18 protein-coding genes and 1 tRNA gene are annotated in these 25,195 nt (G+C 42.2%); 5 read left to right on the forward strand and 14 right to left on the reverse strand.

Annotated elements, in window-relative coordinates; all coding sequences use genetic code 11:
- Nucleotides 1-125 precede the first annotated feature (125 nt).
- Together ACFSCZ_RS15710 and cyoE are read right to left on the reverse strand one after the other, a co-directional pair.
- Nucleotides 126-2,276 (reverse strand): ATP-dependent helicase, encoded by a 2,151-nt coding sequence (locus tag ACFSCZ_RS15710; RefSeq protein WP_380775151.1) that lies wholly within the window; start codon nucleotides 2,274-2,276, stop codon nucleotides 126-128.
- A 112-nt stretch (nucleotides 2,277-2,388) separates the two neighbouring features.
- Nucleotides 2,389-3,303: a heme o synthase gene (gene cyoE / locus ACFSCZ_RS15715; RefSeq protein ID WP_380775153.1), complete on the reverse strand. Its 915-nt coding sequence runs from the start codon at nucleotides 3,301-3,303 to the stop codon at nucleotides 2,389-2,391.
- A gap of 191 nt (nucleotides 3,304-3,494) precedes the next feature.
- Here cyoE and ACFSCZ_RS15720 point away from each other — a divergent pair, with 191 nt between their 5' ends.
- On the forward strand, nucleotides 3,495-5,624 hold the full coding sequence (locus ACFSCZ_RS15720; RefSeq protein ID WP_380775155.1) for a putative bifunctional diguanylate cyclase/phosphodiesterase: 2,130 nt from the start codon (nucleotides 3,495-3,497) through the stop codon (nucleotides 5,622-5,624).
- A gap of 351 nt (nucleotides 5,625-5,975) precedes the next feature.
- Here ACFSCZ_RS15720 and ACFSCZ_RS15725 read toward each other — a convergent pair whose 3' ends face one another.
- The 4 genes from ACFSCZ_RS15725 to desA all read right to left on the reverse strand — a co-directional run bounded on the left by ACFSCZ_RS15725 (nucleotide 5,976) and on the right by desA (nucleotide 9,839).
- Nucleotides 5,976-6,830, reverse strand: coding sequence for an STAS domain-containing protein (locus ACFSCZ_RS15725; protein WP_380775157.1), 855 nt, complete (start codon nucleotides 6,828-6,830; stop codon nucleotides 5,976-5,978).
- 121 nt (nucleotides 6,831-6,951) lie between these two features.
- A complete protein-coding gene (locus ACFSCZ_RS15730) occupies nucleotides 6,952-7,563 on the reverse strand; it encodes a response regulator (protein ID WP_380775295.1) in 612 nt (203 codons plus the stop codon).
- Nucleotide 7,564: 1 nt separating this feature from the next.
- On the reverse strand, nucleotides 7,565-8,698 hold the full coding sequence (locus ACFSCZ_RS15735; RefSeq protein WP_380775159.1) for a sensor histidine kinase: 1,134 nt from the start codon (nucleotides 8,696-8,698) through the stop codon (nucleotides 7,565-7,567).
- Between the two features lie 88 nt (nucleotides 8,699-8,786).
- Nucleotides 8,787-9,839: a Delta(5) desaturase DesA gene (gene desA, locus ACFSCZ_RS15740; RefSeq protein WP_380775161.1), complete on the reverse strand. Its 1,053-nt coding sequence runs from the start codon at nucleotides 9,837-9,839 to the stop codon at nucleotides 8,787-8,789.
- A gap of 322 nt (nucleotides 9,840-10,161) precedes the next feature.
- Here desA and ACFSCZ_RS15745 point away from each other — a divergent pair, with 322 nt between their 5' ends.
- Nucleotides 10,162-10,353, forward strand: a complete 192-nt coding sequence (locus ACFSCZ_RS15745; RefSeq protein WP_380775163.1) for a YbxH family protein — start codon at nucleotides 10,162-10,164, stop codon at nucleotides 10,351-10,353.
- 50 nt (nucleotides 10,354-10,403) lie between these two features.
- Here the strand turns inward: ACFSCZ_RS15745 and ACFSCZ_RS15750 are convergent, their stop codons facing one another.
- The 3 genes from ACFSCZ_RS15750 to ACFSCZ_RS15760 all read right to left on the reverse strand — a co-directional run bounded on the left by ACFSCZ_RS15750 (nucleotide 10,404) and on the right by ACFSCZ_RS15760 (nucleotide 14,697).
- Entirely contained in the window at nucleotides 10,404-12,068 is a 1,665-nt protein-coding gene (locus ACFSCZ_RS15750; RefSeq protein WP_380775165.1) for an ABC1 kinase family protein, read from the reverse strand.
- A 222-nt stretch (nucleotides 12,069-12,290) separates the two neighbouring features.
- Nucleotides 12,291-13,100, reverse strand: a complete 810-nt coding sequence (locus ACFSCZ_RS15755) for a S1C family serine protease (RefSeq protein ID WP_380775167.1) — start codon at nucleotides 13,098-13,100, stop codon at nucleotides 12,291-12,293.
- A 103-nt stretch (nucleotides 13,101-13,203) separates the two neighbouring features.
- Nucleotides 13,204-14,697 (reverse strand): DHA2 family efflux MFS transporter permease subunit, encoded by a 1,494-nt coding sequence (locus ACFSCZ_RS15760; protein WP_380775169.1) that lies wholly within the window; start codon nucleotides 14,695-14,697, stop codon nucleotides 13,204-13,206.
- 183 nt (nucleotides 14,698-14,880) lie between these two features.
- Here ACFSCZ_RS15760 and ACFSCZ_RS15765 point away from each other — a divergent pair, with 183 nt between their 5' ends.
- Both ACFSCZ_RS15765 and ACFSCZ_RS15770 read left to right on the forward strand, forming a co-directional pair.
- The gene (locus ACFSCZ_RS15765) at nucleotides 14,881-15,774 is read left to right on the forward strand and encodes a TetR/AcrR family transcriptional regulator (protein ID WP_380775171.1); all 894 of its coding nucleotides are present in this window, start codon (nucleotides 14,881-14,883) and stop codon (nucleotides 15,772-15,774) included.
- 419 nt (nucleotides 15,775-16,193) lie between these two features.
- Nucleotides 16,194-17,834: a catalase gene (locus tag ACFSCZ_RS15770; RefSeq protein ID WP_380775175.1), complete on the forward strand. Its 1,641-nt coding sequence runs from the start codon at nucleotides 16,194-16,196 to the stop codon at nucleotides 17,832-17,834.
- A gap of 44 nt (nucleotides 17,835-17,878) precedes the next feature.
- On the opposite strand, the gene ACFSCZ_RS15775 is transcribed toward ACFSCZ_RS15770, so the two are convergent.
- Both ACFSCZ_RS15775 and ACFSCZ_RS15780 read right to left on the reverse strand, forming a co-directional pair.
- Nucleotides 17,879-18,469: a hypothetical protein gene (locus ACFSCZ_RS15775; protein WP_380775180.1), complete on the reverse strand. Its 591-nt coding sequence runs from the start codon at nucleotides 18,467-18,469 to the stop codon at nucleotides 17,879-17,881.
- A 119-nt stretch (nucleotides 18,470-18,588) separates the two neighbouring features.
- Nucleotides 18,589-21,021 (reverse strand): transglycosylase domain-containing protein, encoded by a 2,433-nt coding sequence (locus tag ACFSCZ_RS15780; RefSeq protein ID WP_380775184.1) that lies wholly within the window; start codon nucleotides 21,019-21,021, stop codon nucleotides 18,589-18,591.
- Between the two features lie 284 nt (nucleotides 21,022-21,305).
- Between ACFSCZ_RS15780 and ACFSCZ_RS15785 the strand changes: the two genes are divergently transcribed.
- A tRNA-Leu gene (locus ACFSCZ_RS15785) sits at nucleotides 21,306-21,388 on the forward strand.
- 624 nt (nucleotides 21,389-22,012) lie between these two features.
- Here the strand turns inward: ACFSCZ_RS15785 and copZ are convergent.
- The 3 genes from copZ to ACFSCZ_RS15800 are packed head-to-tail and all read right to left on the reverse strand — an operon-like array spanning nucleotide 22,013 to nucleotide 24,950.
- The gene (gene copZ, locus ACFSCZ_RS15790; RefSeq protein WP_380775186.1) at nucleotides 22,013-22,219 is read right to left on the reverse strand and encodes a copper chaperone CopZ; all 207 of its coding nucleotides are present in this window, start codon (nucleotides 22,217-22,219) and stop codon (nucleotides 22,013-22,015) included.
- 29 nt (nucleotides 22,220-22,248) lie between these two features.
- Complete coding sequence (locus tag ACFSCZ_RS15795) at nucleotides 22,249-24,633, reverse strand: heavy metal translocating P-type ATPase (RefSeq protein WP_380775188.1); 2,385 nt, start codon at nucleotides 24,631-24,633, stop codon at nucleotides 22,249-22,251.
- A gap of 14 nt (nucleotides 24,634-24,647) precedes the next feature.
- Entirely contained in the window at nucleotides 24,648-24,950 is a 303-nt protein-coding gene (locus ACFSCZ_RS15800) for a metal-sensing transcriptional repressor (RefSeq protein ID WP_380775190.1), read from the reverse strand.
- Nucleotides 24,951-25,195 lie beyond the last annotated feature (245 nt).

Genomic DNA, 25,195 nt, shown 5'->3' on the forward strand with positions numbered 1-25,195 from the left:
TGTTGGTGTGGTAACTTACATTTTACTAGAAAGGGCGATTTTTTTGTATGCCTTTTTTAGAACTAAACAAAATAGGGCTGTCACAGAAAATCAGTTTTTACTGACTTTCTGGACAGCCCCTTTTTTCATTTTTCAGGCTCAAGCAGCCCCCGTTCCAGGCACATGGCAATAGACAATACTTTTTTCTGTTTTGAAAATTGAATATGGACCGAATCACCATCCATTGATTTTATCATGCCGTGTCCAAAAATTTTGTGGCAGATTTTCATACCCGTTTGCAGCTCTGATTGCTGGCCAATGGCATTGGGGTTCAAAGCTGCGGCCTTCTGCTTCGCCGTTTGTTCCTGTACTTTTGGTTCAACTCTGATCTGCTTTGAGGGATGGACAATGTTCCAAACATCCCTTACGAACGGAGATTCGATTTCTTTCGAACCGTCCCTCTGCTGATAAGTAATCAATTCCAGGTGCCGCTTTGCACGTGTCATACCAACATAAAATAACCGGACCGCTTCTTCCAAATCCCCTTTTCTATCTTCTGAAGAAGGAATGACACCATCCATTAAGTCAATCATATATACTTTTTCAAACTCCTGCCCTTTAGCACTGTGAAAAGTAGAAAATGTCACCGCATTTTCGGAATCCTGGTATTTTGAGGTTTTTAATGTTGTTTCCAGATGTTTCAACCGAGCAGCGAACTCCTCCATGGTTTTTAGATCCATGGCAATCTCCTCCAGCGTATTTAAAATACCTGCCAAATTTTCCTTCCGAAAGCCAAGGCGTTCACACATACGATCAATGGCCTTGTCATATCCAAGCCGACCCCGAATTACATGAATCGCGTGGAGCGGCGGCATCCCCTTCATTTGCCGGAAGGTTTCCTTGCATTCCAATAACTTATCAACCTGGTAATCCTTCAGCTGAACATAGTCGATCAGGTTATCAAAGACCGATTCATTGTTTCGAATACGCTTTAAGGCTATCATTTGTTTTTTCGTAATATAGCCGTTCAATTTCGTGAAAATTTTCTCCAGGATTTCCGGCCGCTTATCCGTATAAGTCATCCGCATAAAATTCAGGATATCCCGGACAACCCAATGGGAGAAAAATCGACTGTCCGCATCTTTTACGATAAATGGGATACCGGCTCTCTCAAATGTATTGATCAAACTAATGGATGATGAATGGTTCCTGTATAATACAGCAATATCGGACCAATTTTCTTCATCTTTCATTTCTTTCACCAAATATTTCACTTGATGCTTGTAATCAGAAAATTTCTTAAATATAATAGGCTGTATGGAAGGATTGTGCGTAAACATATTTTTTGCATAGCGGTTTTGATTTTGCTTAATAAACGTATTGGCCGTTTCCACAATGTCTTTAGAGGACCGGTAATTCTGCTCCATAAACAAAACTGTTGCCTCCGGGTAAACTTTCTTAAAGCCGAGCAGATAAGAAGGCTCCGCTCCCCTCCAACTGTATATGGACTGGTCATCATCAGCCACTGCGCAAAGGTTCTGATGCTCCCTCACCAGCTTTTCAATCAATTGATGCTGTAAAAGGGATGTATCCTGACTTTCATCCGTAAGTATATAATCGTACCTGCCCTGATATTTCTTTAAAAGCTTGTGTTCATTTTCTAGTATGTCATTGGCCATTACCAGCATGTCATCAAAGTCGAGCAGAAGCTTATTCGTATCCGACTGTTTACATTTCTCATACTTACGAAGAATCTCCGCTGATTTTGGAACGGTACATTTGACAGAATGCCAATTTTCTTTGGGTATCATTTTATTTTTTATAAAACTGATATAAGTCATCAGTTCTTCCAATTGGTCATCAGTCATCATCTCTCCCACCACAGATTCAAACAGCTTTCGCAAAATCATTTTTTTGTTTAAGCCATCTGCGGTTTTCCCTTCGATAATTTGAAAGTTAACCCGTTCTATGTATAATTGCTCTCTTACAATTTCAAATGCCAAACTATGGATGGTTGAAAAATCAACGGGCGCCAGCTCCGGAAAAAACTGCTTAAAGCGTTCCCTCATATCGTTGGCCGAAGCCCTGCTGAATGTAACAGCTTTTATTCTGGACGGCGAAACATCTTTTTCTTGTATTAAATAACCCACTCGCATGATCATCGTTGTAGTTTTTCCTGATCCTGGAGAAGCCAGTAGAAGCAGCGGCCCTTCTGTCTGAAGGACTGCCTTTTTCTGCACCTCATTTAATATCACACCTGTTTCAGCCTGCTTTCGTTCAAAAAAATGCTTCGACATTCCAAAAACCCTTTCAATTGCTGATAAAAATTTATGCGCGAACATAACGGACCAAAAAACCAAAATGCCGGCCGGTAAAAACAAAAGGAGGAGTCACATAACTCCTCTTCATTTACAATGTTGCCAGTATAGACATAATAAAGAAAATCGCAATATAATTTACCGAAACAACGAAGTTGATCCGCGCCCACTTCATATCATCTTTCACAAAAAATCCTGCAATGGCCAGCCCCAGCCACACAACATTCATCAGCGTCGCGACCATGATAAAAGTTGTGCCAAGCGGAACAAGAAAGAATGGCAATGGCAGCAGGCATGCAACATAAACAAAAATCTGGCGTTTCGTCATGGCAAACCCGCGGATCACCGGAAGCATCGCGACACCTGCTGCTTTATATTCATCGTGCCTTTTCATAGCAATGGCGAACGTGTGCGGCATTTGCCAGATAAACAGAATGAGAAACAGCACAACCGGTACAATATGGTTTGCCGGAGCGATGGCAGCCCATCCGATCAAAGGCGTCACTGCTCCTGAAATACTTCCAATGACTGTATTCAATGTGTACTTACGCTTAGTCCACATGGTATACATGATCACATACGTAAACCAGCCAATAAAAGCATATACTACAGCTTCCCATGTTGTGAGAGCTAAAAGAACCATTCCCAATATACTCAATACAATTCCCAGTATGAGCACAGTCTTAAGCGAGATCCGTCCTGTAACCGTCGGCCGAATTTTAGTTCTTTCCATGACCGTATCCAAGTCCACTTCATACCAGTTATTAAGGACTAGTGCTCCTGCCATTACAAGAGTTCCCCCAACCATAGTCAGAAAAAACTCATTCACATAAAGGGAAAATGGTACATCCATAAATACTGATGCAAGCCAAAATCCTGCAAAAATAGGAAGTGCATTCGCAATCAGTACTATTCCTTTAAAAAGCGCCATGAGGTCGGCAAAGATTCCGGCAACTTGTCCGGTCTTTACCTGTCCTTCGTGTGTTTCTGCTTTGCTGAGTATCATGTTATCCTGACCCCTTATCTAACTGAGCCCCTGGCCCGTCTTTTTTTATTCTATCGGCCCCGAAGCCGTTTCACTCGATCATCTCATCTACCATTATAATATGAAATTCCTATTTAGCCCAAGACACGGTTGAAATTTCACTAAAATGTTGAACTATAGACTGAAACTAATAGAAAGTCTTGCCAAGAGGGATGCACAAATATCCTCAGTCAGAAATACCTATTTACAAAATGATTGAAACGCCGATACAAGTCTATGAAAGATTCAATGGATTTTATCAAATTCCACTTGGAACGAGGTTTTTCGTTATGGACAGAATATTGTTTGCAGACAACCATTTAATCTTCCTGATTTCTATTTTAATCTCCTTCTTTACAAGTGTCATAACACTTGATTTGCTAAGTATGGCAGCTCGCCAAAAACAATCCCGCAAAAAAAAACAGGGACTGGCAACAAGTGCTTTCATCATGGGAGCAGGGATCTGGTCCATGCATTATACAGCCCAGCTTTCGGGGGAAACCGGGGAAAAAATTATATACAGCGCTCCTGCAATGGTTATTTCACTCATTGCAGTTATACTTTTATCGTATGCTTCGTTTTATATTTTCACATCCAGGGACCCTGCATTTTTTGCCCTGGTCTCTGCTGCAGTTCTCTTGGGTATCGGTATCACCCTTATGCATTATATTGGAACTTACAGTATTGCAGCAAATCTACTCATTAGCTATAATTCAGTATTTATCATTTTGACCATCATTACTGCTATTAGTTTATCGTTCATTTCCATGTTTTTCTTTACGAAGACAATGTATGGACATTTTTCACCTTTTCATATCCCGGCAACAGCCCTGTTGGCTTCCTGCTTGTGTCTTACACATGTGCTCAGTATGAAATCCATGACACTTCAGAAGACAGTTATACCCGGCACATGGGATTTTTCCATTCCCTTCGGCACCGTATTAGCGGGTATGATAATCATCAACTTGGGAATGATTGGGTGGATGCACATGATTGGGATCAAAGAGCGTAAACGACACATGACTTTTTATGATCCACTAACCGGCCTGCCCAACCAAATAAAGTTCCTGCAGCAATTAAATGAATCTGTCCTTCGATGCCGGAAGAGCGGCCGCCAGCTTGCAGTGCTGTTTATAGACTTGGATCGGTTCAAATGGATCAATGATACCATGGGACATGAATACGGGGACACACTTTTGAAAAAGATCGGGGAACGATTGACGGGGCACCTCCCCTCCCATTGTGTTGTAGCGAGACACGGCGGAGATGAATTTATGGTTTTATTGGATGATATAGATGAGTCATTAGTCACCGAAACCGCCCGACATCTGGCAAATGTATTGGCAAAACCATTTATTATTAACGAAAAAAAATGGTTTGCGACCACAAGTATGGGGATCAGCCTCTTTCCAAAAGATGGTGATACCGGTTCATTATTAATAAGAAAAGCCTATCAGGCGATGCTTTCAGCTCAAAAGAAAGGCTATAACCAAATGCAGTTATACAAATTGGAACAAGACAAAGCTTCATGTAGAAATGCCAAGATTGAACAAGGATTGAAACAGGCACTGCACCATAATGAGTTTGAACTTTATTATCAGCCCCAAGTACATTTAAATAGCAGGAAGATCGTTGGGGTGGAAGCCTTGCTTCGTTGGAGACATCCCGAGTTGGGTCCCATCTCTCCATACGAGTTTATACCTGCGGCTGAAAACTCCGGGATGATCATCCCGATCGGAAATTGGGTGATCCAGGAGGCATGCAGACAGATCAGATTATGGCAAGCGGCCGGAATCCGTATAAAAATTGCCGTAAATGTTTCAGCCTTGCAGTTTGAAGATCACCAATTTATTGAGTTGATTCATGAATCATTAAACAAGAATTTACTGCCCCCCAAATATTTGGAGCTGGAAATTACAGAAAGTGTCATGCAAAAAATCAATCAATCCTTCACGGTGATCAGGAAATTGAAAAACATCGGCATCAAGGTATCCATAGATGACTTCGGAACGGGATATTCTTCACTGAGTGTACTGAGCAGCCTGCCCATTGATGTTGTAAAGATTGATAAATCCTTTGTTCAGAAAATGGTGGACCATCCCAACACAGCCTCCGTCGTAAAAACGATTATTGAAATGGGAAACAATCTGGATTTTGGATTGATTGCGGAGGGAATTGAAACAGAAGAACAGGCCAACTTCCTTTTGCAAAACGGATGCAGCCTTGGACAAGGATATTTGTACAGCCCGCCGCTTTCACAAGTTGAAATTGAAGGACTGCTCAGCAAGGAATATGTCATATAGTGAGAGAATAAAAGGTTCCTAAATGGGAAAGTATCGCCTTTTTGATTTCAACAAGCTGATCTTCTGGAAGAAAGATCTCAAGCCTGGGAACGATTTGATTCTTTGCAGGCTTGCCCGCATTGTTTGGCGGAAATACTCAAGGTGCATGGCTGAAGTGTATGATCGGGTTAAGCTTCATTATTTCATCAGGAAAAACAGATAAGGAAGTATGGGTGGACTGTTGATCCTAATTTGTACATTCGGATGTTAAATCTAGTACTCAAAAAATATCAATATAAAAAAAAAGGCGATCAGTCCCTGAACAGAACTGTCAAAAATATGTCCAGTCCATGGGTACCGCCTTTTTTTGTTTTAACCTTCCGGCACAATTGCAAACTTTGATTTTAATGCCTGCTGCAGGGAACTATATGTATCAATTTTTGAAAAGTCCAAGCCCAGCTGAATGGCCGTTTGAGCGATTTCCGGCCGAATTCCAGTAATTGTCGATTGAACCCCAAGGAGATTCAGAGTTTGTGTAAGTTGATACATTTGGTGAGCAACCATTGTATCAATAATAGAAACTCCTGAAAGATCAATATATAGATGAGTTATTTGAACTTCCGTGCATTTTTCCGGAACATAATCAAAAATTTTCTTCGCCCGCAATGTATCTATATCGCCAACCAATGGCAGAATTCCAATATCAGCATTGATTTTTATGACGGGAGAGCTGAGCTCATCAATCAAACTTGATTGGGCGGACAGCTTCGTATTCATCAGTTTGTTGTAACGCCTGGAAAACTCTGTGATCAAATCATCAAATGCTCTGTTAATGGCATCGCTCCAAGCCATTACATCTTTTTTACTCACTTCGTTTTCGTTTAATTCTACAAACCTGGCCACAAATCTCCAATATACTTTTCTGGCATTGTTCAAAGCTTCCAGTACTTTTGGAATCGGTGTATTGCTGCTCACTCTGCTTTCTGCGACAATTTGAGCCCATCTTTTTTTACTGTCTTCAAATGAGTGGTTATCCTCCAACAGACTTGCTGCTACAGTTATATTCGTTAGATGATTTTGCTCCTTTAAAGTAGATTCCGCTTCTTTGCCCGCATCAATGGAATAAATGGAACCTTTGTCTTGTATTCGGTAGGAAAGCCATTCTTCGGAAATAGCATCTATATTTTCTATCAGATAATCATAAAGTTTCTTACTTATCGTACTCATTTACATACTCCCCCCCCAACAAACGTTTATAGTTTTTCACCGCTCATCCTGCTAAATTCATTCTGATTCATCATACCTTCCCATTAACCGATTGTGAAGAATTTTGCTTCATTTAGACAGACTATTTAAACCAGCCCTTTTCCTTAAAGCGCGAAATGGCTTCGATTCTGTTTCCCACTTCAAGCTTATCAAAAATAGAGGAAATATAGTTTCGGACAGTACCCGGTGTTAAAAATAATTCTTTGGCAATTTCTTTCGTGGTCTTTCCTTCAGCAAGAAGGCTGAGCACTTCACTTTCCCGGTCAGTTAGTGGATTTTCCATATAATCACTGTCTTCATAGGCAATATCAACCAGTTCCGGTGCATACATGCGCCGCCCGTCCTTGATCAGGCGTATAGCAGATACCAGTTCTTCAATGGGGCTGTCTTTTAACAAGTAACCGCGAACACCAGCTTTTCGTGCGCGTTCAAAATAGCCGGCCCTTGCAAAGGTGGTAAGAATCACAATTTTACAGGAAGAACCCTTAAGTTCCTGCGCTGCTTCCAATCCTGTTTTTATGGGCATTTCAATATCCATGATGCAGACGTCAGGCTCAAGAGTCTGTACAAGCTTGACCGCTTCTTCACCGTTTTTTGCTTGTCCAATGACTTCCATGTCCTCTTCCATATTCAACAAAGAACCAAGTGCACCCAACATCATCCCTTGGTCTTCAGCAATGACGATGCGAATCAGATCAATCATCCTCCTTCATAATATGTGTGAGAACAACCGGTATGCGGATCGTCAGCTTTGTACCTTCTATTTCGTCTATATGCAGGCTGCCATTCACAAATTCAAGACGCTCCCTCATGCCGCTTAAACCACTTCCATGCTGCCTGTTTTTACCGCTGCTTATTCCTATTCCATTATCTTCCACTGTAACAACATAGTCATCAGCCAATTGTTTAAAGGAAATACGGCAAGATGTCGCCTGGCTGTGTTTTACAATATTCGTTACAGCTTCCTTTAGACACATGCTTAATACACTTTCAGCAATAGCAGGTATCTGTGGAAAAGCCGGGTTTCCTTCTATAGTAAGATCCATTTCAGCCGCTTGAAACATTTGCTTTACTCTGATCAATTCATTTTCAAGCTTGGCTGTACGCATATCCGCCACAAGTTCCCGAACCTCACGAAGTGCGGTACTGGCGGTCTGCCTAATATCCTGAAGTTCTTTTTCGGCTGCCTGCGGGTCCCGATAAACAAGCCTGCCAGCCAAGTCGCTCTTTAAACCGATCAATGACAGCTTTTGACCGAGAATATCATGCAGGTCTCTTGAAATCCGCTCCCTCTCCTCATGTACAATTAATTCAGAAATTCTCTCATTCGCATGTTCCAGCTGCCCTTCCAGATTGATTTGTTTATTTCGATAATATAGATTAAAAGGCAACAGCACCGTTCCCAATACCGAAGCCAAAACAAAATGTATCTGGGGGAGGAATAAATCAATATCGATAAAAAATCCTGCTGCAACAGCTCCGACTGTAAAGGCAATATGCAGACCGTAAATAATGTAAAATCCGACCGGGTTTCGGATATTCCCAATAAAGAAGGCAGTAAATATGGCTAAATATACATAGCCGAACAACAGGGTCATCACCACGTTGATCACGATTTCGAAACTGACCCACATATAGACAAGGCCGCTTTTCGATTTGTATGAAAACCGGTACGATAAAAAATATAACAGCAGCAATGTAATACCAATAGAAATTTCAACCGGTGAGGATGACCGGAAGATGAAGAAAAATGGCAGAAAGCAAAAAATAACCCAAACGTAAATACTCAGCCATTTATTTCTGGGAAAAATGCTAAACCAGCTATCCATACGAGTTGTTCACTCCTGTCTAATGGACCTATTATACCAATGTTCAAACAAGAAAAGCCATTCCGCCGCCGTGGAATGGCTTCTCTTTTTATTTCGTATTAAAACTCATCTGCTTCGCCTTGACATTCATCCGCTGTTTCTCTTTTTTAAACTGGCGTTGTGCATCCTTAAAAGTCACAAATGTTTTATTTTCAGGATCATACAATTTAAATTTCAGTGACTTGAGGCTCGTCCTTATCGTGATTGTAGTTGCATGTTGCAGAGGAGGATTGGATTCGTGTGCCTCTTCCAAATGATAATTCGGTACACGAGGCGATAAATGATGTACATGGTGAAAACCAATATTTCCCGTAACCCACTGCAGGATGCGCGGCAATTTGTAATAAGAGCTGCCCTCAACCGCTGCTTTTACGTAATTCCATTCAGATTCATCTTCAAAATAAGAGTCTTCAAAAGTATGTTGTATATAGAAAAGCCAAATCCCCAGTAATGCAGCGGTAAACATGACCGTCCCGTGAACAATGAGGAAAGCCTGCCATCCAACAGCCAGAATCATGGCTCCAAATAAAAGTATAATCATGGCATTCGTCAAATAGGTGTTGGTCCGTTCTCTTTTCCTGGCATTTTTTACATTAATGCGGTTGGAAACCAAAACCAGATATAACGGGCCCAATCCAAACATAACAAGCGGATTTCTGTAAAAACGATATCCGATTCGTCCCCAATTGGACGCTTGCTGATATTCGTCGATCGTCATCATCCAAATATCACCAATTCCGCGCTTATCGAGATTGGAGCTGGATGCATGATGAATGGCATGCTCTCTCTTCCATTTTTCATACGGAAATAGAGTGAGTATACCTGTCAGCGTTCCAAGCAAATCATTTGCTTTTTTATTTTTGAAAAACGATCCGTGCGTACAGTCGTGAAAAATAATAAAGATCCGGACGACAAAGCCTGATGCAATTACAGCTATTCCCAACGTCAGCCAAATAGAGACTGATAAGCTTTGGTAAGCCAGAAACCATAAGAGCAAAAACGGCGGGATCGTATTCATTATTTGCATCAAACTTTTTTTGGCGTTCGACTTTGCAAAGGCCGCTACGCCTTTTCGCAGCTCTTTCGTCTTCTCTTTATCCATGTAATCCACTCCTAAGTGATGTTATCTCTATCATAAAAGCCCTCCAACCTTTCAGGTAGACATAAACGTCATCACTTTGGGATGATAAATATCATATTTGTGAAATTTTTCACAAATACTATTTTTCCTGCACCGTACGATAAAGCGATTATATGGGAGTTGGAGCTTTATTGTGAGGTGCCTGCTTGCCTGCAGCTGCTGTCAACTCCCCCTGTCTCTTACAAAATTTAATCCTATAGAGAATTTCGTGTTGCCTTTTGGATGCAGCAGCCTGGGATGTGACATAATAAATTGAATTGCATTTTCAGAGGAGGTTAAACCGATGGGGGCAATTGAGAGAAATGGTTACATTTTTGAGCCGGAATATAGCGTTATTGAGCAAAACGGAGCAGTACACGTGTATCGGGAAGGGACATTTATCGAGGAACTGAAGTTTACATTTTCAGGAAATTACCCGGAGCCCGATCAAATAGAGAACTTGGTAGAAGAATATTGCGAGCGGAAAGGTATTTAAAAAAGGACGGGGATCATATCCCGCCCCTAACCGATCCTGGTTTAAAACCGTTACATCCGTCCGGACCTGAATATGGAAAAAATCATAAACAAAAACATGAGTCCAGCAATGATTGAGCCGATTTCAATAACAGGCATTCTGAACAGGAGCGCTGACTTATCGGCAATAGCTGTTCCAATGATCAATCCAACCATTAATATACTGAAGGATAGTAAAATGATACTAAAGGAAAGCCGGTTGCTGATTTTATCAAGACGCTGGAGAAAAGTCTGAAGCTCTTTAATATTGATGTCCAAACGCATCCTGCCTTTTTTTACATTCGTTGTTATGTCTTTCAAGTCTTTCGGGAGTTCCAGGAAAATGTCTATCGTTTCCACCATCTCGTCGAATGACTTTCTTAAAATGTTTCTTGGATCATATCTCTGTTTGAACAATTTTTCACTGAACGGTTCCACTGCCTTCATAATGCTAAAATCGGGGTCCAATGTGTATAAGATTTCCTCCATTGTCAATATGGATTTACCAAGGATGACCATTTCTGAAGGAATACGCACTCGATGCCGGTAAGCCACGGAAAAGACATCCGTGAGAGCTGCTCCGATACTCATTTCACTCAACGAAGCATCATAATATTTATGAATCAAGTGGTCCAAATCATACTTCAGTTCCGCCACACTGGTATCCTCATCCAGGAGATCCATGTCCTTAAATGTTTTAATCATTCCACTGGAACTTCCTTGACGGAGATGAATAAATAGAGAAACAAAGTAATTTTTCATTTCTTCCCTCAATTGTCCAACCATGCCAAAATCCAAATAAGCCACAACATTTCGTGGCAGGACATATATATTCCCCGGATGCGGATCGCCATGATAGAAACCATGCTCCAGCACTTGAGTAAACATTGAATCAGCCAACCGCTCCGCAACGATTTTCCGGTCATACCCCTTTTGTTCCAATTCATCGATATGGGTGATTTTTACTCCCCTAATCATTTCCTGTGTAAGCACTTTTTTCGTAGAATAATCCCAGTATATTTTCGGTATATGGACGCCGGGATTATGCAAAAATTGCTTGGCAATTCTTTCTCCATTTCGGCCCTCCCATTCATAATCCAGCTCATTGCGTAAAGAGTTGGAAAACTCCTCAAGCATTTCACGGATCCGGTACCTTTTCGCCCACTCGAGTCTTTTTTCTATCCCCCTTGCCAAGTCCAGTAAAATTTCCAGATCTGTATCAATCATGGATTGAATGTCTGGCCGCTGAATTTTCACCACTACTTCTTCACTTGTATACAGCTTTGCTGCATGAACCTGTCCAATGGAAGCCGTCGCAAGTGGGGTTTGGTTAAAATCCATGAAAAGGCGGTCCACCGGTTCTCCCAGTTCAAGTTCGATAATATCAGCCACCTCCTCGCAGGAAAAAGACTGAACATCATCTTGCAGCTTTTCCAGTTCAGAAGCAATCTCTTCAGGAATCATATCACGCCGGGAACTAGCAATCTGTCCCAGCTTAATAAAGGTTGGCCCCAAATCTTGCAAGGCGGTACAGAGTCTGGTACCCAAATCCTTTGCGTTTACGTTTTCTCCTTCATCCCGTGCTTTTTTTGAACGGTCCACCAAGCCTAACCGAAACAAAAAATGACTGAGTCCATTCTTCAAGAAAACATTCATGATTTCCTGGTACCGCTGGGTATGCTTCATTCTCCTTAACATTCTTATCTCCTCCTGCACCTGTATGTAACATTGGTCCGTCAGGGTGTTATGATTATAAAAACAAGTGTCTTATTGCAGGCAGTCCATTTAATAGTTTAGTATGATCATAGAGTAGCAAGCCTGCACGACTGCAGGAAACTATTGAGGGACATATCACTCAGAAAATCTCTTTTATGATATACCCTTCTCATATCGTAAAATACCAGACTTTCTCCATTTTCACTACAACGGTGCTGTATCCTGAAACAATCCGATCGGTACAAACAATCCAACCTTGCCATATACCTCGTGCTCCATTACAGCAAATACCACCCCGATGACTTGGCCGTCATGATCTATAACCGGACTGCCGCTGTTTCCCCGATAAACCGGGGCGTTCATCATTATCACCTCATCATCCCATCCGCTTAATTGTGTCGGACCAAGGATCGCCCCTTTATTGGCAATCCCGTGAAACCGAAGCGGGTTTCCGATAAAAATAACAGGATCACCCTCTATAAATTCCGGATCATCTGCCAGCTCCAGATAAGGCAAACCATCTCCCTTTACTTTTAATAAAGCCAGATCCGACTGTTCGTATACAGCCTCCACATCCGCTAAAAATATTCCGTTATCCGGAAAATCAACAGTTACTTGCTCATGGCCTTCGACCACATGCGCGTTCGTCAAGATCCTTCCGTCACTTGCAATGGAAAATCCGGTCCCCTTGCTGTCCCCGGCAGCCACTGTGACGACTGCCTTTTTAACAATTTGGATCTCCGGATCTGCCGAGAGCCTGGCGGATGCAGATAAAAATTCAAAAGTCGGGATAGAGTAAGATTGAATAACAAAGGAAAATGTACTGAAGAGAAAGACAACAGATATGATCCAAAACATCCATTTGGGAAACCTTCGAACCGGTGATTCTTCTTCAAAGGCTTCCTTTTGCATCGATTCCTCTTGGGCTAACCTGACAAGCTCCTGCATTTCCTCATCATTAATCGATTCAAAAAGGTCACTGTCTGCTCTGTCCTTTTTATCATTCAAGTGCATTTCACCACCTGGTAAGGCTTTCTTTTCGATTAATCGTAGCACAGAACAGACAAAAAAATCGAAACTCATTCATTGCAAGAATAAGTTTCGACAGTGATTTCCATTATTTCGTTTGAACCTGTTTTCCATATAACTGGTCCGTTTGAGGAGGGGCCGACCGCTTCATAAACAGTGCCAAAAAGAATGCGGCGGCTGCCAAAAGAGCTGAAATAAAGAATGCAAAATTAATTCCGCTCAACGCAGCCTGCTGCTCCAATGCATTTACCAATTCCTGGTTGTTTAGAGATTCACCGGCGGCTGCAACAGATTTGGCCAGCTCTTCCCCCTTCGTTTCCATTCGGTTATTCATTACTGTCACCAAAACTGCCGTACCAATCGCTCCAGCTATTTGCTGAAGTGTATTGTTCATCGCCGTTCCATGAGGATTGGCTGACATAGGCAGCTGATTTAAGCCATTGGTCATCACCGGCATCATGACAAGCGACATTCCCAGCATCCGGACCGTGTACAGTACCATCAGGTAATAATAGCCGGTTTCCATTGTCAATTGACTGAAGAGGAAAGTTGTTACAGTCATTGTCGCCAGGCCGATGGCAGCCAAGATCCGTCCCCCGTATTTATCAAACAGCCTTCCGGTGACCGGTGACATCGCTGACATTAAGATAGCACCGGGAAGCATTAAAATTCCCGCATGAAAAGGGGATATTCCCCTTACAGTCTGGACATAGATAGGTGTCAGAATCATCCCGGAAAACATGGAACCCGATACAATCACCATAATGACCGATGATAAGGCAAACATCGGATATTTATAAATCCTGAATTCCAGCATTGGATCTTTCATATACAGCTGACGGAAAATGAAGATCACAATGGAAATCACCCCAATGGTGATCGTCCCATATACCTCAGGAACTGCCCATCCCTTATCTCCGGCTGTGCTAAATCCATATAAGATACTTCCAAATCCAATACTTGATAAAATCAGCGACAAAACGTCCACTTGAATATCACGAACAGGCGTAATATTTTTTAATTTAAAGAATGCGACAACAAGAACGATAATGGAAAAAGGAAGGATGATTTCAAATAGAGTCCTCCAGCTATAATGCTCCACAATCCAACCGGACAGCGTCGGACCAATCGCAGGCGCTGCCATAATAACCAGTCCGAACATTCCCATGGCAGTCCCCCTCCGTTCTACCGGAAATGCTGTCAGCATGACGTTCATGAGGAGGGGCATCATCATACCGGCACCAGATGCCTGAATCATCCTTCCTGCAATCAGTACTCCAAAGGAAGGAGCAAAAGCAGCTAGTGCTGTCCCTAACGTAAACAGCGATGTAGCAGTTAAAAACAAATTCCGGTTGGTAAACCTTTGAATAAAAAAGGCACTGGCCGGAATGAGTATCCCGTTGACAAGCATATACCCATTTGTCAGCCATTGAACAATAGCTGGTTTCACATCAAATTCTTCCATAATTGTCGGAAGAGCTACGTTCAGTAAGGTATTATTCAAAAATGCCACAAATGCGCCAAAAAAAAGTATGGCAATCATGCCATAGGGAGGTTTCTTATGTAATTCTTCTATATTCATTCTGCGATCCATCCTTATCCTTTCAAACATATGTCTCCAAACCGTTCAACTATACATTACTATCACATTTTATACTCTGTGTTCAACTTTTTCAACAAAAACATTTTACTTATGGATGAAACATTGATAAATAGGCAAAAAGTAGTTAATATTATATTATACACTCAGTTCAAAGGTGATGAGATGAAGGATCGGAAACAACGGGTTTTACTAGCAGCCCAAAAACTTTTTATTGAAAAAGGCTTTGCCGCTACATCTGTTCAGGATATTTTAAACGAATCCAACATATCGAAAGGGACCTTTTATAATTATTTTTCTTCAAAAAATGAGTGCCTTATTTCGATACTGGCTCATGCCCACGATATAGCTTCTGCCAGGAGACAGGAATTATTAATTGGTAAAGACCCTTCGGATATAGATGTGTTTGTAAAGCAAATTGCCGTTCGGATGGAAGTCAACCGGGAACAACATCTCATCCCTTTATACGAAGCAATCTTTCATTCGGAAGACCCGGAATTAAGTGAGTTTGTTAAAAAACTGCATATTTATGAACTGGCCTGGCTTTCGAAAAGACTGGTTGATATTTACGGCGAAATTGCAGCCCCCTATGCCATGGATGGCGCTATTATGACAGCTGGTATGATGAAACATTATATACATATTTGTATGAATCATTTAAATAAGGATATCAACCGGCATCAGTTGATTTACTTCGTATTAAGGAGAATCGAGGCCATTATGGCTCATATGATGGAAACAAACGATCAACTGATAGGTCAACAGTTTCCGCTCCCTGCTGATTACAATTGGAGCAATCATACATTGACCAAAGAAACATTGATTGAACGCCTCTCCAGTTTTGCAAACTCGGTAACAAACGATTCAAAAGCTGTCGAGTACATTGAATTTCTCGCAGAAGAACTAAAGTCCGAACAGCCTAGATTAGCTCTGCTCGAAACCATTTTATTAGCGTTTGGGGATGTTTTCACCGGTTCTTCAAAAGAAGCTGAGGCAAAGGAGCTGGCGTTTACTATTTATACCTACCTAAAGGAATTAAAAAGCAGCCTCAATAAATGACAGGTAAAACTTCGTTGCCGGTACAGTCGTTTCTGCCTATTCACTTTATGCTCAGCTATAAGTTTGCCGCTTTGCCGTTTGAGACATAGCCCAAAAAAGTAACCTCCGCAGCAGAAGGTTACTTTTTTTGTTTATAGCAAACAAAGATCCCAACGCTTATCATCTGATATTCCGCAAACTATATAATATCCTTCCATGATCACACCAGGCGCTATTTCAATACCTTCCTTGATTCCACTTTTTCTTTGCCGTTATTTTCAAAAAAGTACCCAAAGTTTCAGAGAGACAAACATATGAGATTCCTGGAAGCCCTTGATAACGTTTCGTCTCATTTTCCGAGGGGTATAAACAAAATAATAATTGAATGTTTTTAGGACATACTAATCACGTAAAAAAAACTGTCGTGAGGAGGCTTTACCTTGGCTGAAAACAAAGATCAACAAAATGAGCAGGACATACAGCGCGAAACACTGACTACTAGGCAGGGGCACCCCGTAACGGACAATCAGAACATCCGGACGATTGGAAATCGCGGACCTGCAACGCTTGAGAATTATCATTTCATTGAAAAGATTTCACATTTTGACCGTGAAGAAATACCTGAGCGTGTTGTACATGCCAGGGGAACCGGTGCCTTCGGATATTTTGAGACATACGGAAAAGTGGGAGATGAGCCAGTAGAAAAGTATACGCGGGCAAAAGTGTTTTCTGGAGCCGGGAAGAAAACCCCGGTCATGGTTCGTTTTTCTACAGTAGCAGGAGCGAAAGATTCACCGGAAACCGCACGGGACCCGCGCGGTTTTGCAGTAAAGATGTATACCGAAGACGGAAACTGGGATCTTGTCGGGAATAATTTAAAAATCTTTTTTGTCCGTGATGCAATGAAGTTTCCAGATATGATCCATGCGTTTAAACCTGATCCGGCTTCGAACGTGCCACATCCTCAGCGCATGTTTGATTTCGTGTCCCGTTCACCCGAGGCAACACACATGATTACATTTCTGTTCTCTCCGTGGGGAATCCCTGCTACATACCGGCATATGCAAGGATCCGGTGTCAATACGTATAAATGGGTAAATGACAAAGGTGAAGCTGTACTGGTCAAATATCACTGGGAACCAAAGCAAGGGATTCGTAATCTGACACAGGAAGAAGCAGAAAAGATTCAAGCCAAAAACGTGGGGCATGCGACACAAGATTTATATGAGGCGATTGAACGCGGAGAATACCCGGAATGGGAGCTGTTTGTCCAGATTATGGAGGATGGCTATCATCCTGAACTGGACTTTGATCCGCTTGATAATACAAAACTTTGGCCGGAAGACAAGTTTCCGTGGCTCCCTGTGGGCCGCATGGTTCTAAACCGCAATCCTGTAGATTTCCATGCTGAAATTGAGCAGGCAGCCTTTGGTACCGGGGTGCTTGTCGACGGAATGGACTTTTCTGATGACAAAATGCTGCAGGGCCGGACGTTCTCTTATTCCGATACACAACGCTATCGTGTAGGTCCTAACTACCTGCAATTGCCTGTAAACGCTCCAAAAGTTCCTGTCCGATCGAACCAGCAAAGGGGACAGATGGACTTTCGTACGAGAGAAGAAGTGGAAAAGAATCCCCATATTAACTATGAACCGTCCATGCTCGGAGGGTATAAGGAAACAGGCAAGGATGACCGTTTACCGCACCAGCCTGAATATAACGCAGCTGCTGTGAGCGCACCGATTGACCGTCCAAATAATTACGGACAAGCGGGTGAAACATACCGTGCGTTTGAAGAATGGGAGCGTGAGGAACTGATCAAAAACTTGTCCGATGCGCTTGCGGTATGCGATAAACGTATTCAAGACGCCATGATTGAGCACTTTACCCAAGCTGATGAAGACTATGGGCGCCGGGTGAAGGAAGGCATTGAAATGAAAATGAAAGAGTTAGAAAATATGGAGAAAAATGAAGTTCTAGGCCGAGAAACAGGCCAGACTAAATTTGGCCAAGGCTCCATAGACGCGAACAAAGCAGTGGAAGATGCAGTGAAGAAAAGCCGGGAAACCGACGGTTACTAGTTATACAGCTGTCCAGAGTTCTTTCTGGACAGCTTTTCCCTTTTTTACAGCGATTGTTCACTGTTTCTGTTAACCTGCTGAGTTTTGTGTTTATTCAATACATCTGCAAGGTTCTCTTTCATTTCATCAGTCGTTATCATGCAACTAACGGGAAATCCCCTTGTTTTCAATTTTAACTCATAGCCGTCGTTTACTGCTCTTGAATAACCATAATATTTATGGTTTCGGTCAATGGGAACAAACTCATAGGATTTGATGTCCTTCCACGAAATGAATCTGCTGCCGCACAGCAGGCCATCAGGAATGATTGCAAACATGTTCAATAAATCGTGAGAATAAGTCAGAGGAAGAAAAACAAGCAAATAAAATGACCAATTAAAAGGTTGAACAAACACCCCAGCGATAAACATACCAGCCACGAATATAAGCATTATAACGCTTAGTATAATGCCGGCTTTCTGCTTAGAATATGTTGGAACCTCCACTGGTTTTTCGGGATGCCTCCGAATCATTGCCAACTCTTCAGTACTCGCCGGCAGAATCACTTTCTGTTTCATTTTTATTAAAACTTGAATAAACCTATAAAAGAAATAACCTAAAACACATAAAAATATAAGATCCATCCATAACTTCACAAACCATCCTCCTAACACGCCTATATGGTTACATTGTAAGTGTATTAATAAAAAAAGATAATTGGCAGGAAATAAAAAAAGAACCGGCTACTCTCAGCCAGTTCCTATTTTCCTGAACCTTACCCCTGATTCGGGCTTTCTTTCTGCGGTTGTGATTTCTGCCCTTCATTCCCCTGTTCTTTACGCCCTTCCCCTCCAGTTGCAGGAGGCGGCTCGGGAACTGGAGCTTTGTTATTCCCCTGCCCGCCTTGGTCATTGCCGGGATTTCCGGGCGGTACTTCCTTGTCAGCAGGCGGCTTGGGATCCTTTTGCACGGGACTTTCCTTCGGCGGGTTATTAGGTTTAGGCTGGGGGTTTTCTGGTGTTTGCTGATCCCCTCTATTTCCGTCTGCAGGTTTTTTCTCCGGCGCTTTCTCAGATTTTTTCTCAGAATCTTTCACCGGTTCTTTCACTGGCTCCTGCTTTTCCTCTTCTTCTTTGTCATCCTCCTCGCCTGCCTCTTCATCCTTATCCTTTATGACTGGTTCCTTTTCTTCGGTTTTTTTCGGGTTATCGGAAATCGCCGGCTTTATCGGCTTCGTCCCTTTGACAAACAATTCAACCTGATTCCCGACTGTCACCTTTTCAACGGAGGAAGGCATTTTAAAATCAGGAGTCTCTTTACCTTTTGACATTTCAGACATAACGGCTTTAAATATCAATTTGGCATTATGAGAATCTTTCATTTGTACAAAGCTGTCCTGCGTGATCTCATCATATCCCGTCCATACAGCAGCAGTGTAGCGAGTTGTATATCCGGCAAACCAGGCATCTGTTACTCCATTTCCATGAATATGGTCGGGCAGCTCATTGGTCCCTGTCTTTCCGGCCACTGGAAGGCCAGGGATGTTGGCCATCTCACCGGTTCCTGATCTGACAACGGTTTTGAGCATATCCGTGATCATATAAGCTGTGTAATCACTCATCGCCTGAACAGGTTCAGGCTGAAGGTTTTTCTCCTTCCCGTTCGGATAAACGATTTTTCTTACGGTGTGCGGTTCATGAAACACTCCATTATTTCCAAACGCTGCATAGGCACCAGCCAATTCTAAAGGAGAAACCCCATATTCAAATCCTCCGATGGCGTAGGATGGAAAAACTTCATCCAAGTGTAGACCGAGCGCAGCAGCAAAATGTTGAGCCTCTTTTTCTCCTGCTGCCTGCATTGCTTTAATTGCAGGTATATTATACGACCATTGCAAAGCGGTTCTCATGGAGACATTGCCATGAAATTTATTATTCCAGTTTTTAAAGACCTTTCCGTTCAATTCGATGGGTTCATCTTTAATTTGCTCGTAAGTGGACCACTTCAGCTTTTCAATAACCGGTCCATATGCCATAATCGGCTTGGCTGTCGAGCCAGGCTGGCGCTTAATGTGTGTGGCATAATTAAACCCTCTTTGTACACTCTCTTCTTTCTCACGGCTGCCCCCGATGGCCCGAACTTCACCTGTCTGCGTATCCAGAAGGACAACACCCGCCCGGAATTGATCATCCGGATAGTTAATATATTCGTCTGTTTTCAAAACTTTTTCCGTCAATTTCTGCGCTTTGGGATCAAGCGTCGTATAAATTTTCAACCCTTGTGTGTACAGTGCATCTTCATCAAAACCTTTTTCCTTCAGCTCTTCTATCACCCGATCTGTAAAGCTGTTATATGTATGCTTACGTTTTTTCTCTGTAAGCATTTCCTTTACCGGTATCGATGAAGCTTCTATTCTTTCCTTTTCCGTAATCCAACCATTTTTTTGCATTAATGCCAGAACTGTATTTCTTCGCTTTTCAGCAAGATCCGGATATTCAAACGGGTTGTATCCGCTCGGCCTTTGAGGTAATCCTGCCAGTAAAGCTGCTTCACTGACCGTCAAGTCCTTTACTGATTTTCCAAAGTACACCTCTGCTGCTGTTCCGACACCATAGGCCCCTTCTCCAAAATAAACTTTGTTCAAATACATCTCCAATATTTCTTTTTTGCTGTACTTTCTCTCCAACTTAAGAGCCAGGTATGCTTCCTGCACTTTCCGCTCCATTGTTTTTTCAGGCGTTAAAAAAGAAATTTTGACAAGCTGCTGCGTAATCGTGCTGGCTCCTTCAGCCCCAAAACCTTCTGTGATATTTGCTGCAACAGCGCCTGCTACACGTTTCATATCAATTCCTTGATGTTCCCAAAACCGCGCATCCTCGACAGCAAGGAAGGCATTTTGCACCGTCTTCGGAATGTCTTCCAAAGGTACAATTTTCCGATATTCCTCTCCTGCCACATCCATTACTTTCTTATTATTCATATCATAAATGGTCGAAGACTGCGGAGAGCCAAGAAGTTCCGGGTTTAATTTGGGTGCTGATTTTACATACGACATTGCGGTAAAACCGAATATTCCTGTTAACAAAAGGCCGCAAATCATAAGAAACAAGATTGTACGAATGGCCAGCTTACTTACGATGGTTGTTCTTCTTTGACCATCTTTCTTATTTTTTTGATATTCGCTGCGACTGGGATAACTATCCCCCATGACCACATTCCCCCTAAAATGTCATCATCATGAGAGAACGCAAACCAAACAAGCCTTTTCGCTGTACAGCCAATAACCATGTACCCGGAAAAGCCTGTTTTGCTTCTCATTAAATCCCTATTTTACGTTCTTTTGTTTGAATATTATGTCGTTTCTTCACCTTGGCGTTAGGATATTTTTCAACCTTTTTCGCTCAGTTCATCTGAAAGAATCTATTAAAAAACTTTTAAAAAAATCCTTATATTTTTTTGAGCATTGTGCTATAATAGCGGAGTAAGTTTTTTGCCGTGGTGGCGGAAAGGCAGACGCGCTAGATTCAGGTTCTAGTGTCCGAGAGGGCGTGTGGGTTCGACTCCCACTCACGGCATTCCGATTGCATTTCGGCTTGGCAGAGGGCCAAGTTTGGAAGACCACAAATGTTTGAACACATGATGAAAATAACGGCAAAAAGCAACGTATAATTTTTTATGCGTTGCTTTTTTATATTGAAAATAAGCGAGTGATTCCTTCTGTCACCGCGAATTCATAGAATACTTGTTTACGGTCATGCCGGAATCAAAGATGATATAGAAAAATAGCGGCTCATTAACACACGGATCATCGTATATAAGACTAAAGTTGTTACGTAAACAAGAAACAAAAAATAAAGTGCTTGATGTAAAAATAATAAAGCAGCATTAATCCAACCGGGATTAGGATCATTAGGATGGACCCTTCGGGTGCACAGAACGCCTCGGTCTTGCTCCCAGACAACGGAAAGTCCCATCAGCCAAGCCTGCCAACAGAAGTGCCCTGATGCAGCAGAAAATCGCCTAAATAAGATCAACCCGCAGGCAGAAAATACTAAACGAAAAGCCTCGATTTCTTTTACCCCAATCCCGATAATCCTAAACATATTTTACCATGTTTTTTAAAATAAAACAGTTATTAAGTTTGTTGATGAGAGGCAAAAAAGCTGATTCCCTCATAAGGAGAATCAGCTTTTTTATCATTATGCCACATCGTATCCTTGATCTTCAATGGCTTCTTTCAAAGCATCCACTGTAACTTTTGATTCATCATACGTAACATCTACTTTTCCGGCTTCCAAGTTCACTTCCGCCGCTTTTACGCCATCCAATTTTTTCAATGCTCCCTCTACTGATGCTTTGCAATGTCCGCAAGACATGCCTTGTACATCTAAAGTTTTCCTTTCCATACTTTTTCACCTCCTTATCATCCTTCTTTTTATAATTTCACTCGTTTCAATCGAAGCGAGTTAGAAACAACACTTACTGAACTTAATGCCATAGCTGCTCCGGCAATCCACGGTGCGAGAAATCCTAAAGCTGCAACCGGAATACCGGCTGTATTGTATCCGAATGCCCAGAAAAGATTTTGACGAATATTTCGGATCGTTGCGTGGCTGATATTTATTGCTTTTGGTATGAGGAGCAATTCGCCCCCAAGAATTGTGACATCTGCCGCTTCTATGGCTACTTCGGTTCCTGTTCCAATGGCAATTCCGACATCTGCCGTCACTAATGCCGGTGCATCGTTCACCCCATCCCCCACCATAGCTACTTTCTTGCCTTTTAATTGAAGTTCCTTTACTTTATCTGCTTTTTCTTCAGGAAGGACTTGGGCAATGACCTGATCGATGCCCACTTGTTTCGCAATCGCCTGAGCGGTTCTTTCGTTATCTCCTGTTAACATGACCACATGAATTCCCAATGCTTTCAGCTGTTTAATCGCCTCGGGAGCCGTTTCTTTAATCGAATCTGCCACCGCGACGATTCCGCGATACTGGCCGTCAATGGCAATCAGCATGGCTGTTTTTCCGTTTGTTTCATATTCAACCATCACTTGTTCAGCATCTCCAACATCAATTTGATGGTCTTTCATTAACTTGCGGTTTCCTGCAAGAATCCATCTTTCAGAAATCTTCGCCTCGATCCCATGCCCGGGTACGGCATGGAAGTCTTCAACATCCAAAAAGTCCAACCCTTTTTCTGTTGCGTATGCCACAATGGCTTCTGCCAGCGGATGTTCAGACCCTTTTTCTGCGCTGGCCAATAGCTGTAGGGTTTCTTCATCACCCGAAAAATTCATTACTTCCGGTTTTCCTTTTGTGATGGTTCCTGTTTTATCCAAAATTACAGTATTTACTTCATGAGTACGCTCTAAGTGTTCACCGCCTTTAAATAAAATTCCGCTTTCGGCCGCTTTTCCTGTGCCAACCATGATAGATGTCGGTGTGGCCAGTCCCAGCGCACATGGACAGGCAATCACCAGGACAGCAATGGCTGCAACGAGTGCAGGTTCCATTTGTCCCGGCTGGACAAAGACAATCCAGATGACAAAAGTAAGGATTGCAATACCGATGACAATCGGAACAAAATAGCCTGATATGACGTCAGCCAGCCTTTGGATAGGCGCTTTAGATCCTTGTGCTTCTTCGACTACTTTTATAATGGAAGAAAGAGCGGTATCCTTTCCTACTTTTGTCGCTTCCATTTCAATAGAGCCATTTTTATTGATCGTAGATCCGATGACTTTCTGTCCGCTGCCTTTTTCAATCGGGATGGATTCTCCGGTTAACATAGACTCATCAACAGAGGTTCTTCCCTTTACAACAATACCGTCCACAGGTATTTTTTCACCTGGTTTTACGATTAAACGGTCTCCGGCAACAACTTCTTCCACAGGGACCATCATTTCTTCACCGTTACGGATAACACGGGCTTCTTTCGCTTGTAGACTGAGCAATTCAGATAATGCATTGGTTGTTTGACTTTTAGCCCTGGCTTCCAAATATTTCCCAAACAAAATCAATGTAATCAAGACTGCGCTCGTTTCAAAATATAAATGTGGCATATAGTCCGGATTACCAAGCGTTCGGAAAGCTTCATACAAGCTGTAAAAGTACGCCGCACTGGTTCCCATAGCGACTAACACATCCATATTGGCTCCGCCATTCCGTAAATTCTTATAGGCCCCAACGTAAAACTGCCATCCGATGATAAATTGAACAGGAGTTGCCAAAACAAACTGGAACCACGGATTAATGAAAACACCGGGTAAACTTAGGCCAAATAAATGATCCAGCATGGTAACCAATAGGGGAAATGATAATAAGACTGAAATGATCAGCTTTTTCTTTAGGCGGCCCAGCTCTTTTTCTTTATAAGTTTGTTTTTCTTCAGCTTCTGCTTTTGGCTTTGCGTCATAGCCAATACTTTGAATTTTTCCAATTAAAGCTTTTTCATCCGTTATTGCCGGATTGTATTCTACCAACGCACTTTCCGTCGTCAAGTTAACAGTTGCGAGTTTCACTCCATCTTGCTTGTTCAACACCTTTTCAATCCGGTTGGAGCAGGCTGCACAAGTCATACTAAATACATCAAGCTCGGCCTTTTCAGTCAGAACACCATACCCGATATTCTCTATTTTTTGCGTAATGGCATCCAGGGAGGTTTTGTTAGGATCGTAACGTACCGTTGCTTTTTCTGTCGTTAAGTTAACCTGTGCCTCCACCCCATCCATTTTATTTAACACTTTTTCAACACGATTGGAGCAGGCAGCACATGTCATTCCTGTTACCCCGATGGTTGTATGGATTGTATCGCTCATTGCAGCCTTCCCCCTTACTTTGAAATTTGTTTAAGTACTCTCATTAATTCTTCGATCGTTTCAGTACCTTCGCCCGATTTGACTGCGTCACTTACACAGTGTTTCATATGCCTTTCAGTTACGGTATAACCGACCTGCTTTAAAGCCGATTGAATCGCACTGAGCTGAACTAAAATATCCATACAGTACCGGTCCTCTTCTACCATTTTTTGTATTCCACGGACTTGGCCTTCTATTCGTTTTAAACGATTTATAATCGCCTGCTTTTCGTCTTTCGTTCGAGGTGTACTTGGGTGATCATGTAAAAATTTATCCAAATGTACCACTTCCTTATTTTTTGTACTTTTAATTTACCATACCCCCCTATAGTATACAAATAAAAAGCTTAACCACATAAAAAGAGAGTTCAGTTATAAAAAATACCCCCGGCTTGTATATAGTGATCCGACAAAACGCTGACAGCATTGTACTAACTAAAACAGCACCCCTGTATGAACTCTTTGTTGTCTGTTATCGGGTTGCCGCCCTTTGGTCTCAAGTTTGTGATAACCTTCTGATTTTT

This window comes from Siminovitchia sediminis (assembly GCF_042680885.1).
GTDB classification, from domain to species: Bacteria; Bacillota; Bacilli; order Bacillales; family Bacillaceae_C; genus Siminovitchia; species Siminovitchia sediminis.